9 protein-coding genes are annotated in these 13,962 nt (G+C 57.2%); 3 read left to right on the top strand and 6 right to left on the bottom strand.

Annotated elements, in window-relative coordinates; translation table 11 throughout:
• Positions 1-130 precede the first annotated feature (130 nt).
• Positions 131-529 carry a hypothetical protein gene (locus Enr10x_RS00720; protein WP_145447854.1) on the bottom strand — a complete coding sequence of 133 codons (399 nt, stop codon included), beginning with the start codon at positions 527-529 and terminating at the stop codon, positions 131-133.
• 272 nt (positions 530-801) lie between these two features.
• Between Enr10x_RS00720 and Enr10x_RS00715 the strand changes: the two genes are divergently transcribed.
• The 3 genes from Enr10x_RS00715 (at position 802) to Enr10x_RS00705 (ending at position 7,904) form a co-directional block, all read left to right on the top strand.
• Positions 802-3,204 carry a DUF4159 domain-containing protein gene (locus tag Enr10x_RS00715; RefSeq protein WP_145447853.1) on the top strand — a complete coding sequence of 801 codons (2,403 nt, stop codon included), beginning with the start codon at positions 802-804 and terminating at the stop codon, positions 3,202-3,204.
• 223 nt (positions 3,205-3,427) lie between these two features.
• Entirely contained in the window at positions 3,428-4,795 is a 1,368-nt protein-coding gene (locus tag Enr10x_RS00710; protein ID WP_145447852.1) for an SWIM zinc finger family protein, read from the top strand.
• The gene (locus Enr10x_RS00705) at positions 4,788-7,904 is read left to right on the top strand and encodes a DUF7825 domain-containing protein (protein WP_145447851.1); all 3,117 of its coding nucleotides are present in this window, start codon (positions 4,788-4,790) and stop codon (positions 7,902-7,904) included. Before Enr10x_RS00710 ends, Enr10x_RS00705 begins: the two co-directional genes overlap by 8 nt.
• A gap of 4 nt (positions 7,905-7,908) precedes the next feature.
• Here Enr10x_RS00705 and Enr10x_RS00700 read toward each other — a convergent pair whose 3' ends face one another.
• The 5 genes from Enr10x_RS00700 to Enr10x_RS30750 form a co-directional block, all read right to left on the bottom strand.
• On the bottom strand, positions 7,909-8,367 hold the full coding sequence (locus Enr10x_RS00700) for a hypothetical protein (RefSeq protein ID WP_145447850.1): 459 nt from the start codon (positions 8,365-8,367) through the stop codon (positions 7,909-7,911).
• Positions 8,360-8,851, bottom strand: a complete 492-nt coding sequence (locus tag Enr10x_RS00695) for a SitI3 family protein (protein WP_145102815.1) — start codon at positions 8,849-8,851, stop codon at positions 8,360-8,362. Before Enr10x_RS00695 ends, Enr10x_RS00700 begins: the two co-directional genes overlap by 8 nt.
• Positions 8,852-8,869: 18 nt before the next feature.
• On the bottom strand, positions 8,870-10,258 hold the full coding sequence (locus tag Enr10x_RS00690; protein ID WP_197996328.1) for a right-handed parallel beta-helix repeat-containing protein: 1,389 nt from the start codon (positions 10,256-10,258) through the stop codon (positions 8,870-8,872).
• A gap of 171 nt (positions 10,259-10,429) precedes the next feature.
• Positions 10,430-11,500 carry a carboxypeptidase-like regulatory domain-containing protein gene (locus tag Enr10x_RS00685; protein ID WP_145102813.1) on the bottom strand — a complete coding sequence of 357 codons (1,071 nt, stop codon included), beginning with the start codon at positions 11,498-11,500 and terminating at the stop codon, positions 10,430-10,432.
• Between the two features lie 80 nt (positions 11,501-11,580).
• Positions 11,581-12,054, bottom strand: coding sequence for a thioredoxin family protein (locus Enr10x_RS30750; RefSeq protein ID WP_449267344.1), 474 nt, complete (start codon positions 12,052-12,054; stop codon positions 11,581-11,583).
• Positions 12,055-13,962 lie beyond the last annotated feature (1,908 nt).

Here is a 13,962-nt window from a genome sequence, read left to right as displayed (position 1 = left end):
TGTTTAAATGCGACGCGTTCTAGTATCGGAAGCTGTCTGGTCAGATCAGGTTGCTGGTATAATTCGTTTAAATAATCGCAACAAACAGTATGACTTCCCGATTTCAATGCTGAAACACTCGTGTTCAACTTCATTCCGGTTTGCGTTTCTCGGTGTCGAGGGCCATCCATTGGGGGAAGGGGATCGATTTACTGCGGGCGACGAGCAGCAGGCAGCCAACAACGATCACCAGGATCGGCACTTCGACGTCGAGCGTAATGTAGTCGCTCTGACGCAGGACGGAGAGCGAGCTGGCGATCAGGAAGAACGGGCCGATCAGGACCGATGATTTGTCGAGGCCGCTGACAGCGAACGAGAGCAGTCCGATGATTGCCAGTCCGAGGATCCAGATCCAGTTGAGACCGGGAACCACGTTGAGCGTGGTCAGCAGCCAGCCGGTTCCGATGGTGATAATGAGCAGCGGAATGACCAGCGTTTTCCGGTTAGAAACGGCGATTTCGGCGACATTCTGTTTGACTGGCTGATCCATGAGTGCTGACTTTCTATCAGGAAAAAAGTGATAAGCGGCTTGAATACCTGAAAGGCGCAATGCTGTAGACAACATCACGCATTTTCAGTCAAAAATCAAACATTTTCCGGAAAACAGCTCGAAATGCCATTTTGAGGCTGCCGTTCAGGGAGAAAACGCACATTGACGCTCCCCCGGTCACAGAATTAGGATAGTACATAGCACTTCCGCTCTGATTTCCCTTCTCCTGCCGGACCAGCTGTCGCCCGTCTCATTTCCAATGGTTCGAATTAATGTTTGATCGCCTGCTTACAATTCGCTTTGTTTGTCTGCTGTTACCAGCCTGTCTGGTGATGGGAAGCTTACCGACTGCGCGTGCTCTGGCTGCAGAGCCGGTCACCCGGGAAATGGTGCTGACCTCGATCGAGAAGGCCCGCGAGTATTTACTGAAACAACAACAGGAGGACGGCACCTGGCAGCTGAAGTCGCGTCCTGAGCAGACACTGGTGCTGACCAGCTTCACGCTGCACGCCCTGCTGCATGCCGGCATGAAGCCGGACGCACCGGAAATCCAGCGCGGGTTGAACTGGCTGCGTCAACAGGATCCGGTCAAGACGCACGAGATTTCTCTGCTGCTGGAAACGCTGTCCACTGCCGGTGAGGCAGGCGACCTGAAACTGTTAAAGCAGTTCACCGAGAAACTGGAAGCGGGACACTCTAAGGGGACAAACGACGGTGCCTGGAGCTTTGGGAATACGGAAGAGAACTACGCCCACTTCGCGGCACTGGGCCTGTATGAAGCGGCGCAGCGGGGAGTCGTTGTTCAGCCTGCAACCTGGCAGCGGGCTCGCGAGCACTGGTTGAAGCGACAGCGCCCCGATGGTGGCTGGGGTTCCCAGAACAGTCAGCACAGCCGGGGCGGCATCACCGCAGCGGGCATCGCTTACCTGGTCTCCACGCAACATCGGCTCCGCGCCGGTCAGGCCGATCTGAATGCAGCGGGTAAACCAGACTGCTGCGGCCCACCGTTTCGGGATGCCGCGGTAGAAGCGGGTTGTCGCTGGCTGGGCGATCATTTCACGGTCACACATAATCCGAGTACCGATCCGCTGGCGGATGGTTCAGTCGGTTATCTCTATTATCTCTACTGCCTGGAACGGGTCGGACGACTCACGGGCCGCCGGTATTTTATCAGCAGTACCGGTCGACGGCATGACTGGTACTCGGAAGGAGCTGCGTACCTGGTTGCGCATCAGAATTCGATCACTGGTGCCTGGAAAGGGGCACCTGTCCTGCTGGAAGACTGCGAGATTCTGGCAACCGGCTATGCGCTGCATTTCCTTGCGCGGGGACTGACGCCGATTCTCGTCGGTCGCCTGGAGTGGGGTACGGGAACCGGAGTGGATCAAGCGGACATCGCGGTTTCGTCACATGACACGCCAGCAGCCGCGTGGAACCTGGCGCAGTTTACCAGTCGCCTGCAGGGCTGGCCCAAGCGATTGACCTGGCAGTCGATCGACATGAACCGGGCCGGGGCGGAAGATCTGGGTCTGGCGCCGGTGCTGGTCCTTGATGTGGCGGACGCCGGGCTGCTGACCGAACCGCAGACGCGTCTGTTGAGAGACTATCTGCAGCAGGGCGGGTTTCTGTTTGCCGTGGGTGGCTGCCGCAGTCCTTCGCCTGACCTGGCGATGCAGGCACTGGTCGAGCGACTCTATCCGGAGGGTGAAACACGTTTACGGAAACTGGAAGGCGCGCATCCAGTGTATCGCAGTGAATTTCCGCTGAGTGATCCAGACAGCGGTACACCGCTGGTGGAGCTCTGGGGCGCCGAGACTGGCTGCCGAACCGCGATTATCTATGCCCCTGAAGACCTGACCTGCCTGTGGGAAAAATGGTCGCCGGTCGCGCTGCCAGGTCGTACAAAGAAGTTCGCGCAGTATATTGAGCGCAGTCTGCAGGCGGGCGTCAACGTCTGTGCTCTGGCAGCAGGACGGACATTGATTCGTGAACTGCCGCGCGATTCTTCAAAGCGACCGCAGACAGACGAAGCCCGCGTCGAACACCGGCTGCTCAACATCGCCCGCATCCGTCATTCCGGCGAATGGGATGCCGCCCCGCGCGCCCTGCAGAAATTACTGAAAGCGATGAATCAAGTCTCCGCAGTGCAGGTCGCGACGAAACCGCGACTGCTGTCCTTGACCGACGAGCGGTTGTTTGCGCATCCCCTGCTCTACCTGCATGGGCGGTATGGATTCGCCCTCGATCAGAGCGAGCAGCAGAAACTGCGAACCTACCTGCAACAGGGGGGCGTGCTGTTTGCGGATGCCTGCTGTGGTGCGAGCGAATTCGACCAGAGCTTCCGCCGGCTGGTAGAGCAGCTGTTTCCCGGTCAGCCTTTGAAACGGATCCCCGTCAATCACGAGCTCTTCTCCCGCAGCACGGGGTACGATTTGAAGGAAGTGCGTTTTCGCCACCCGGTTGATCTGCAGGCGAAAACCACAGAGGAACGAATCACCCGCAGTGCCCCTGAGATTGAAGGGATCGAAATCGACGGTCGGCTGGTCGTGCTCTACAGCAAACACGATCTAAGCTGTGCCATCGAATATGGCGACCGGATTGCCTGCCCCGGCTATGTGGCCGAAGATGCCGTGCGGCTGGGGTTGAATATCGTCTGGTATTCGCTGCTGCACTAGGTTGTGGTTCTTAATTCGAATGGACCATCCCCATGACGCAGAACCGAGGCTAACACCCTGCGGCGCATGGTGACATCGACTGACACATAGATCTGTGCGCTCTTCAGCAGGGTTTCATACAGACCGCTGGTTGACTTGCCGTCTGTTTCCCGGCACAATCGGAGGACGCATCTTCTGTTCCGTTCTGTAGTGTTTCACGTCTCGCTGAAAACGAGGTCCGCTGATGTCGACCGTTCTGCAGGAGCATCTCTACCGCTATCCGTTTGCCTCACGGATTGATCCGGGGCTGATTCAGCTGGCCGCCTGTGGAGGCGACGCTGCTGCGGAGATTGACGGTCCGTTCTTTACCGGTCGCGTGATGCACCCGCGTGAAGTCGCGACAATGCTGCTGACGCTGAGTACGATTGTGCGGACCCATTTTTTCGATGCGAGTCCGCCCCAGATGGATCCGATTGTCACTGCCAGCCGCTCGCTGGTGCGGTGGGAAGGCTTCAGTGGCTGCTGCGGTGCTTATGCGCGACTCGATCTGGACGAGAGCGCATTTGAAACTGAACGACGTGCCTCTGGTACCACCAACGTGGACTTCAACCCCGAGATGATTGCGCACCTGAGCCGCGTGGGTCGGTCGGATGAAGTCCGGCTGAGTATCGATGCGGATGCGGTGACCCTCGCACGGAATCAGGCTGCGGTCACCGAAAAGAAAGTCCGCTTGCCACGACGGTGGATCAAAGGCCTGGGTGAGGTGCAGGTCTATCAGTCGCAGCTGGAACTGAAACAGCGGTTTACGCCGGCACTGCTGCTGCCACTGATTCAGAGTGCGGCCCGTATGGGGGGCGGCAACCAATACCTTTCGATCAGCGCCGGTCGTCCCCGACTGACCACACGGGCCACATCGGGCGCGATTCCTGTCGGAGGTGCCAGTCGATTATCGGCACTGCGGACTCTGCTGCCGCTCGTCCGCGAAGTGAGCCTGTATGCAGACGAGAATTCCGGGGTGCACGCGTGGGTGGGCGAGACCGACTGGAGCCGGTTCTGGCTGGTGCTGTCGCCGACGCTGCAACGGGGCTTTTCGGGGGAAGGCCAGCTACTGGATTCACTGGCGAACGACGACTGGCAGGAACGCGTCGATCCGATTCTGGAGCTGCTGGCGGGTTCGGAAACATCGCAGCAGGGTCCCGCGGAGACCATCGATCCGGCTGAACTGGCGGTACGGCTCGGTTGTACGACCAGCGAGGCCCGCAACAGTCTGGCGGCACTGGCCACCAACGGCCTGGCCGGCTTCGACGCGGGCAGCGGATTTTATTTTCAGCGGCAACTGCCATTTGCAGAGACTCTGGTCACCCGCGATCAGCCCCGACTGCGGGCGGCCCACAAGCTGTTGGAGCAACGAGCGGTCCGCCTGTTGCCTGGCGACTCTGCTGAGGAACAGGCCGCAGAAGTGACGAGCAACGGAACGACTTACTTTGTACGTTTGCGATCGAAGGGGGAGAAATGCACGTGTCCCTGGTTCAGCCGATACCAGGGAGAGCGTGGCCCCTGTAAACACATTTTAGCAACCCGCATGACAGTTGAGGCAAAGCACCATGATTGAAGCGCTCCAGAATGCCATTTTGAACAAAGACGCGGAAGCCGTCGTCGTCGCACTGGCCGACTGGGACGAAGACCAGCGGAAAGCGGCAATCGAACCGTTCAACATTCTGATGCTGGCACTGGGAATGGAGCGTCGGGTTATTGAACCCTGTTCACTGGGTCTGGATGATCCGCTGGTCAAACAGAAACGGGAACGGGATGGCATTCAACAGAAGTTTCGCTGGCGTAAAGATCTCGACAAGAGTCTGCTCATCGACCATGAGATGTCTTACATTGCCTGGCTGGGAGGCTACGGACTGGAAAGTCTGGAGGGCTGTATTCGCTTTCCCACCGTTCCTGATCACGAAGCGTGGGCAGCCCGGATCATGGCCGACCGGCAGCCTCCCTGGTGGGATGAATGGTATGCCACCCTGACCGGCAAGGATCGGGATCATCGAGAAATTCCACCGGGGTACTGGTCACAATTGTATGAACAAAAACTCGTTTCTGCTGATGATTTTCCGGCTGTGATCAATGAGTTCCGGATTGGCTTAAAGGAGGCCATGGAAGAGGCACCGGAGGCCACGAAGCTGGTGCTGCAGGACATACCCGCCTGCCGGGAACTCGTTTACTCGATCTCGGAGCAGGAATATCAATTACTCGAACCCAAGCCCTGGGTGCCCGTCATTGAATGCCTGCACCAGGAGAACCTGCTCGACGTCAAACGGCTGCTGGAATCCCTGCTCAAAGCGTTGCAGGGACCGTTGAACCAGACGGAGCGAAATGGCTGTCTGATCTTAATGCAGGCGGCGAAAGCAGAACCAGAAATGCTAGCAGAACTGCAGGCAGAATGGGCGGGACTGTTGTCGGACAGTCAGGCGGTGGTCGCGGGCTTTGCCGTAGAGCAATTGAAACAACTCGAAAAGGCTGGTTTGCTCGATGCACGGGAAGCGGTCACTGCCCTGCCCGGCATTTTCAGTCATAAACCAAAAAAACATGCAAAAACGGCGGTCGACCTGCTGGCCCGCATTGCCACCGATCCCGCTCACCGACGAGAGGCCGTCGAAGCGGCAGCGGTTGCGCTGATGCATCCGAACAAGGATATTCAGAAATCGGCCCTGGAGCTGCTGGAAAAATATCTGCAGCTCGATGATGAGGCGGCGCTCAACACCATTGAACTACACCTGGAGACGATCGCCCCTACGTTAAGAGAAAAAGCGGCAGCGCTGCTGCAGTCAGAAAGTCCGTCTCAAACAGAAACAGTGGCAGACCAGTCAGCGCCCCCTCCCGCCGATTCCACGTTCATAGATTTGAGTCTCCTGGAAACCAGAGCCTCCGCCATTCCGGAACCGGTCAAGGAACTGCTGCGCGTGGACGAAGCAGTGAAGGCGGCGCAGGAGGGACGCGCGGATCTCAGTTGCCTCTGGTCTCAACAAAGTGTGCCGGTGCTGACGACGGCGGCTCCGCTGCAGCCGATTGAAACAGTCGAGGAACTGATTGACGTCACTTCTGCTGCCGTCGAGCGACTGGAAGATCCGGATACGGCGGAGCGGATCATCAGCGGGATTCTGCGTTTGTACAACGAACAACCGAATGGATTCAAGACGATGACCAGCGCGCTGGCCAAGCGTGCCTGTGCGTCGATTGACAGTCGTCCGCAACGCGGGCTCACTGGTGGTTATGACGGCACCGCCTTTTCACTGCTAATCGGGGCGTGGCTGGAACGTAAGCCGGATCAGGATGACTGTCTCTTTCTGGATACGCCACTACAGCGCTTTCTGAATCAGCTCAATCAGCGCGTACGAGCCAGAACTGCGTATCCACTGATTTCGTCCGCAACGCATGCGGGAGGCTGGCTCGATCCGCGGGTCTGGGTGGAACGTCTGAAAGCCGCACAGGAACAGCAGACTGAGGTACTGGATACGGACCTGGAACGCAGCTGTCTGCGCCTGGCACCCGAACATCGGACGGCTGCCCGGGAGGCGGCCCGGGAACTCAACGCCCCTTACCAGGCACTGGCGATGACGGCACTGGGTGGCGACGGATCCATTGATCCAGCTCTGCCTCCGGCTGTCTGGATTGCCGCCCTCCGTACCCGGGACGCGTGGGGCGATGTTTCTGAACTGCTGGCGCCCGAGGAGCGGGCGGTGATTACAGAATCGATTGCCAAACTGCCCGATGTAATCTTTCCCTGTGATTATGAATGGACCGCCGGAGAACGGGTGGCTAACAGCAGCATTCAGCAGGATGTGATCAGCGCGTGGCCAACCCAGGGAGAAGGGCAACTGGAAACAAAACAGCATCAAAACACCATGCGCCAGCTGCTGGAAGCACTGGAACGGGATGAGAATCCAGCAGAGGCGCTCCAAAACATCGCAGCTCAGCAGAATAAACCCACCACGAGCTTTCGTTTTCTGCCTGCCGAACTGCATCAGTTGAGGCCCACCCTGGCGCCCCCGTTCCTGTACCCTTATCTGGCAACTCAGTGGCCGATGAAACTGGACTGGTACTGGTGCCTGGCGACCAAAGCGCTGGCCCGCCGGGTGGAGAGTGGCTCTTCCGTCGATACACCGTTCGGCCAGTTTCTGTTGCCCCTGTTTGAACTGGATCGCCCCCTGACGCTGATGGCAGCCCGCGCACTGTGGATCGCCACCGTCAGCAAAGATGGCAGCGCCCGCTCGATGGCGACAGAGGTCTGGATCGCTCTGGCAGAAAGCGATCGGCTCGACCTGGAGCTGCTGATGCGTGCCTTGAGCGAGGTAATGGCCGGCGGCTGGGTGAAGCTGAACCGGGCCAGTGAAGTGCTGGCGGAGGTCGCCGCAGTCTCTCCCGTCCACGCGCTGTGTGCCACCCCGGTTCTGGAAGCGGTTCTGATTTCATTGGATCCCTTCCCCCGCAACGTAGCGGCACTGCTGGAGCCACTGGATGAAATGAGTGAGCTGCTGGGCCGAACGGTCTCTGCTGAACTGAAAACGCGGCTGGAATCAATCAAAAGCGGCAAAGCGAAACCGCTGGCGAAATCGTTACTCGGTCGCGCTGATACCATAACGCCGGCACGGGAAGCAGCGGTGAGTGGACTGCTGCAGGCACGGATTGAACGGGCCGAGCGAGTGGCAGCAGCTGACTTCTGAAGGTTTATAAATCCCAGAAGCGGAAGCGGGGTTTGATCTCGCCGCTGATCTTGAGGTTGTCGTCGGTTACCTGGTAGGAGAGCGTTGTCAGATCCTGTTCGCCGGTCATATCATATTCAAAACGACTGACGCCCTCCAGCCGGGTGCTGTCGGCGAGCGTGGCCTGAAATGTCAGACTGCCGGTGGGTTTGACGTAATACAAAACTTGAATCCTGGTTTCTCCCGGCTTGATCGCTGCTCCCCGATACAGCACACGGCCTGTGTGATCGTGCAGGGTACAGCTTTCGAGCTCCTGCGTGGAATCGTTGATCATCGTCAGTCTGGTTTGGGGCGCGAACAAGCGGTATCCGGCTACGATGAGAATGCCCAGCAGTAAAAGAGCAGTCAGGCCGATGAATGCGACTGGGGGGAACGGTCTGCGAGATGCGTGTTTGTTGTCGGGAGTGTGCTCTGCATCAGACATGATCGGGATTCTGGTACACACTGGAATACATATTGGGAAGCTTTCTGTGTGAAAAAGAACTTCTTGCTTTGGCGAACGCAAGCTCCCAGATTTCCTTCCAATCGGGATCAGAACAGTCCACATAAATCTGATTGTTTTTGCGCAGCAGTTGGCCCCGTTCTCCCATTTTCAGTAATACCAGATCGCTGGAATCCCTGCCGATTAAGGTCAGTGCCAGTTGAGCCGCTTTCTCAATATTGGCTGAGTCATAATTCTCTGTCCCAATTTTGCAGCGAATAATGACCGTTGAATCGATGCCAAAAAATCGGGATACGAGGTTTTGATCCTTCGAAGTCTGCGGCATGATCGTACAGCGCAGACCGGAACCAGTCAGGGTATCAGGCTGATCGGAAACAGTCTCCATCGAGAACGTTTTCTCAAGCCAGCGCCGCAGATCATCTGGCCGTTCTCTCGTATCGATCGCATAAGTACAGCGTAGTGACATGTCAGGTTAATCCTAGAGTCATTTCTCCAACAACGGCTCACCCACGTCATTGGCCGATGTTTTCAGCTCCACATTGCTCACGCCCTCGCGGCCCGGGTCGAACAGGTTATTTGACAGGTGAATGCCGGTCGCTCTGCGGGCGATGCGGATTGCGTAAACGTAGCGGGGCCCCTGCTCTGTTTTGCCGGTCTGAAAGCGGCCGGAATTCTGGACGATGTTTCCCTGAATCACGACGTCGGCCAGGGGCGGGTTGTCCGGTTTCTGGCCTGCATCGAGCAGGATCGGATTGCCCTGGTTACCCCAGATCCAGTGTGCGTTGCCAAAACCGAACTGGGAGATGATGTTATTGGCGATGATCGAGCCGCCATCGCTGTTATCGACGCGGGCCGGCTGATCGGGTGTGCCCGCCTGTGAGGCGTGAGACGCGGCGCCCGGCATCAGGCCGATGCTCCAGAGATCGTTTTTGATGAACTGGTTGCCGATGATCACGACGTTGCGGGAGCCGTGCATCGCTTTCATACCGACGAAGCAGTTGGAGACGATGTTCTGGGCCACGATCACATGGTCGGAATGTAGATCGATTCCCTGCGCTCCGTTTTCAATCGTGTTGCCCAGGATCTGCGTGCGATCGCTGGCCGTCGGCGAGATGACGATAATGGCCGATCCCTGATGCCAGTTCTTGACCGATTCCCGCTCCCAGGTTTCCTGGCTGGTGAGGGTCCCTTTGGTGTCGTTCTTTTTGACGAACTGTCCGAGCTGGTGCTGTTTCTGCACTTCGGGTGTGGGCAGGAGTTCGGTTTCGGTGATGCGGTTTCCCTGGATCAGAGTGCCGGTGCTGGCGTTGACGACGATCCCGGTGCCGTCGATGCAGTGAAAGGCGTAGCCCCAGTCGGGTGACGCGGTGCGATCGTCGACGGCGATGCGCATATAGTTGGTGATCGTGCAGTTGCGGATGGTGGCATTGCGACTGTTGAGCAGATAGAAGACGCCGGAGCGGGTGCGGTGATTGGTGACCGTGACGTTGTCGAGCACCAGATCCTGACAGTCGCGAATATTAAGGGCTTCGGTGGCGGTCGTCTGTTTGCCCTCCGGTCGCGTGAGGACGATGTCGCGAAACTGAACGCCCGCGCGATGTTCGACTTCGATGAAGGGAGCCTCCGGGTTGTTCTGGATGATCCGCCCCGGACCGTAGAGGCCACTGCTGTCGCTGCGAATGACGAGTTTTTCCGAGATCTCATAATCGCCGGCGGGGAGAAAGAGCATCCGTCCCGGCTGAGCATCGAGGGCAGCCTGGATCGACTGGTTGGCAGCGACGATGGGGAACGGCTGGTTATTTTGTGCCTGGACGGTGGTGGGAAAGATGAGGAGACAGAAGAATAGAACCGTTGGCATCGTGAGTGAGCGCATGGGAGATCCTGTTTTAAATTCGAGCGCAGACACTGTCAGTTTCCTGCTCGCTGCGCTCGGCCCGAATTGCATTCGAGCCCACCCTGGTTTTCGAAACGACGGTATCGATTATACCTTTCGGCCACGTTGCGGGCGACCACGCAGGGTCGCCCCTACCCTTCATCTGCCAAATCAGTCCTCTTTCTGTTTCAAGGCTTCAACGAACTGATTGATTTCCATAGCGTTGAGGCCATCCGGAAAAACGCCCCTGTCTGAAATCGTAATCAGGGATACGACCCGAATGGTCAATGTCCCCTCGCCTTTCTGTGGATCATAGGTCACTCTCGCTTCTTTATGATCCGCACTATAGGCCCAGATCGTGAGTTTCTCTGTTTGCCAGTGGGGGATCCAGTTGAATTTCACGATACCTGATTTGTCCGTGTAGAAACGGAACAACTTATTATAGAAAGACAGATTGAGGACATCGGGCTGATCTGCTTTCTGGAGGTACCAGGGCCTAACCAGGACGCCTGCCAGCGGTTTGCCGTCGGACTCCTGAACTTTCACCTGCAGCGGTTGCGTACCATCCAGGGTTAACCGAATCGGGTTCTCCGGCAGGACCGGCTTTTTATTCGGTTGCTTGCGCCTCCGTTTGCGTGAGAGTTCGTACGCCTGATAATCGAGCCCATCACCATTGCGGAAGGCGACAATATTTTGAATCGGCACATCTTCCGGCAGTAAATATTCTATCCTGCCCGCAGGGTCGGTTTTTCCTGTCCCCCAGATCAGGTAATTCCCCATGATTCCCGTCTGCGCATTCGCAATCGGTTTCCCTGTTCCATCGACGACTTGCAGTGCAAAATGTTGTGCGGGCCTCAACTGTAATTGAAGTTCCCGCAGTGAGGAATCGGATTGCAGATTCTTCCAGGGAAGATTCACGTAGGCCATGCGCTGTCCGGGAGCTGTTGCGAGCAGGGTCTGCTTCTTTAACTGGCCGACCTTGTCGGTAATAGCAAACCGGCCTCTGAAGTCCGTTGTGGTTTCGATCGGTTTGTCACTTTGAAAATACAAGCTGTGCTGATTCACAAAGACCTTCGTATCAGCGACCGGCTGATTCTGCTCATCGACCAGGGTGCCTTTAATCGTCAGCTCTGCGTCTTGATTGTCGTTATCTTTCTCTTTGGGACCGGCAGCAGACAGGGTGATGGGAGTCAACAGCGTTCCCAAGAGGAGCAAAATGCAGATTGTCAGAGAATGCTTCATGAAGCCAGCGCTTTCTGTGAAGAACGTCATGCGTTGTCGGTGAGCTGCGGGCGACCACATAGGGTCGCCCCTACCCGCCATCAGCCAACTNAGTCCTGTTTCTGTTTCAGGGCTTCGACGAGTTCGCTGATTTCCATGCTGTTGAGGCGGATCGCGGTTTTCTCCAGCATTTTGCGGAAGTGGAGACGGCTACTCTGGTGACCAGGATAACCGATGTTTTTTCCGTCTTTATCGTTGGAGGTGACGAGCACTTTACCGTCCTTGTCCAGAATGGCGCACCAGGGGATGCCGTCCAGCGGACCGATGCCCAGTGATTGCATGACTTCCCGGGTCCCGGTCCAGCGGTCATCGAGCTTGACCCAGATATAATCGCGCTCCCAGATTTTCCGTTCCCTGGTCAGATACCGGGACAACAGCCGGCAGGGTCCGCACCAGGTCGCGGTCTCCTGGACGAGGACCCGTTTGTTCTGCTGCCTGGCCTGCTGGAGGGCTTTGGCAAGTAACTCTTTCGCATTGCGAACCGGCACGGTGTGCGACTCGAGGAACGTAAGCATCTGCTCCCCGGTAATCACGCCTTTGGTGGAAAGTGCACGGTGATCGGCGTGCGCGAGCGGTTTGCCCTGTTCGTCGGTGACGACCAACAGGAAATCGGCTCGATCTTCCATCAGATTTTGATCGAGTTTTTTTGCCAGTTGCTCCGCCGCGGGTCGTTTGTCAGCAGCGGTATCCACGGCCATCAGGAGGAAGGAGTAAAGCGCCAGTCGAATGTTCCGATCTGCATTCCGCAGACTCATGAACCGTTTGACCGCATCGCTGTGGGGATCACCGAATAAAACCAGGTTGTACTGCGTCGTGGCCTGCGCTTCCCGTTTCTGGCGGGCGAAGCGCTGCAGCGGGGTTCCGGGCTCTGTGAATACGGCAGTAATCCGTTCTTCCAGCGAGTGCGCCTGCTGACGGGACGGCAGAGGTTCGACTTCCAGAACGCCCAGATCGACCGGTTCCACGTCTTTGACTCTCACGGTCTCTACCGTAATCGCCCGACCAGCCTTACCGGGTTGACTGGGAGGACGGGAGATCGTTAAGCGGTATTTCTGTCCGGGGATCAGGTCTTCGATCTTGAAGCGGCCTGCCTGATCCGTGATCGTGGATTGCCTGGAAATACTGACTTCCCAGGTATCTTCACTCTCACCCAGGCGAACCCTGGCGTCGTAATTGATCTCGACTTCCGTGAGCGGTTGTTTTGTTTTCTCATCGACCAGTTGCCCGGATACCGTTCCCAGGGGACGCAGGGGAATGGTCACGGTTGTGTCATCGGGACCGACCTCGACAATACCTGCCCTTTGTCTGTCTTTGCTCTGTGCGAACAGCACGGTACGCCGCAGATCGCGATTGAATTGAAATGTGCCTGCGTTATCTGTTCTGGCGACCCGCTTCTGGGCTCTATTGTTGAGTGCATAGATGCCGACCACCCGGACATCCGGGACGGGTTGCGGGGGATCACCTGTCACAACCTTGCCGGTCAGCGTTCCTTTCTGAAGCCGGAGGGCGTGGAAATTCAGCTCCTTTTCCCGCTCGCCTTTGATTTCAAATTTTTGAACGGTATCGGGATTTTGAGAGGCAATCCATCTGAGATTGCCTACCACATACGTTCCATCCCCGACAGACGCTTCGAAGTTTCCGTCTGCATCTGCCAAAACATGATGTGCGATCAATGGTTGTACCCGTTGTCGGCTGTTCCTGGGGTTTGGTAAATGGATATCTTTTGTGTTTTTGAGATCCTGGCCGAGTTGATAGAAATAAAAGCCGTACCCTGACAGTGGTTTATGCTGCGGCCCGACGGTAAGGCGACCATGCAGGCGCGTGGCGGGGCGGAGTTGGAAATCCAGATCTTCGATCGGTTTGCCCGGCCAGAGGGCAAACCCCGTGTGAGGTGCAGAGGCCCACTTCTGGTTGCCTGCGGTCAGCAGGTAAATCATGTTGGGAGCAGCCAGGATGGTGTAGCGTCCCTGGTCGTCCGTGAATACCGATTTGCGGCAATCGTCGGGCTGATAGTTCTCTCCCGAAGCAGTCACTTCCACTCCCCGGGCGGGCGCGCCGTCGGGAAGCGTCACCTTTCCGGAAATGGGGACCAGCTTTTCCAGTTGAAGGGTCAATGTCCCCTTGCCGGTTTGGGGATCATACACGGCTCTCCGATGCTCGTACCGTTGATCGCTGTGCCAGAATGTCAGTTGCTCCTGCTGCCAGCGGGGAATCCATTCAAAGACGGCGACGCCGACGGCATTCGTTGTCTGACTCACCAGGCTGTAGAAATTAGAGAGATTCAGATTGGGATAATTCGGTTTCTGGATGTACCAGGGATAGACTTTGACGCCGGGGATGGGTGTGCCGTCGGTTTCGGTGACCAGCACTTTGACGGGACGGGCTCCCTCGAGTTTCAATTGCACGGGCGTTTCGGGCCAGAC

The sequence above is a fragment of the Gimesia panareensis genome (genome assembly GCF_007748155.1).
Classification (GTDB): domain Bacteria; phylum Planctomycetota; class Planctomycetia; order Planctomycetales; family Planctomycetaceae; genus Gimesia; species Gimesia panareensis.
Note: the sequence above shows the minus strand (reverse complement) of the source record. Positions and strands in the feature narration are given on the sequence as shown.

Coding starts and splice junctions, on each gene's coding strand:
- Enr10x_RS00690 (WP_197996328.1), bottom strand. CDS start 10,258: ATGCGCTCACTCACGATGCCAACGGTTCTATTCTTCTGTCTCCTCATC.
- Enr10x_RS00710 (WP_145447852.1), top strand. CDS start 3,428: ATGTCGACCGTTCTGCAGGAGCATCTCTACCGCTATCCGTTTGCCTCA.
- Enr10x_RS00720 (WP_145447854.1), bottom strand. CDS start 529: ATGGATCAGCCAGTCAAACAGAATGTCGCCGAAATCGCCGTTTCTAAC.
- Enr10x_RS00700 (WP_145447850.1), bottom strand. CDS start 8,367: ATGTCTGATGCAGAGCACACTCCCGACAACAAACACGCATCTCGCAGA.
- Enr10x_RS00705 (WP_145447851.1), top strand. CDS start 4,788: ATGATTGAAGCGCTCCAGAATGCCATTTTGAACAAAGACGCGGAAGCC.
- Enr10x_RS00695 (WP_145102815.1), bottom strand. CDS start 8,851: ATGTCACTACGCTGTACTTATGCGATCGATACGAGAGAACGGCCAGAT.
- Enr10x_RS00715 (WP_145447853.1), top strand. CDS start 802: ATGTTTGATCGCCTGCTTACAATTCGCTTTGTTTGTCTGCTGTTACCA.
- Enr10x_RS00685 (WP_145102813.1), bottom strand. CDS start 11,500: ATGAAGCATTCTCTGACAATCTGCATTTTGCTCCTCTTGGGAACGCTG.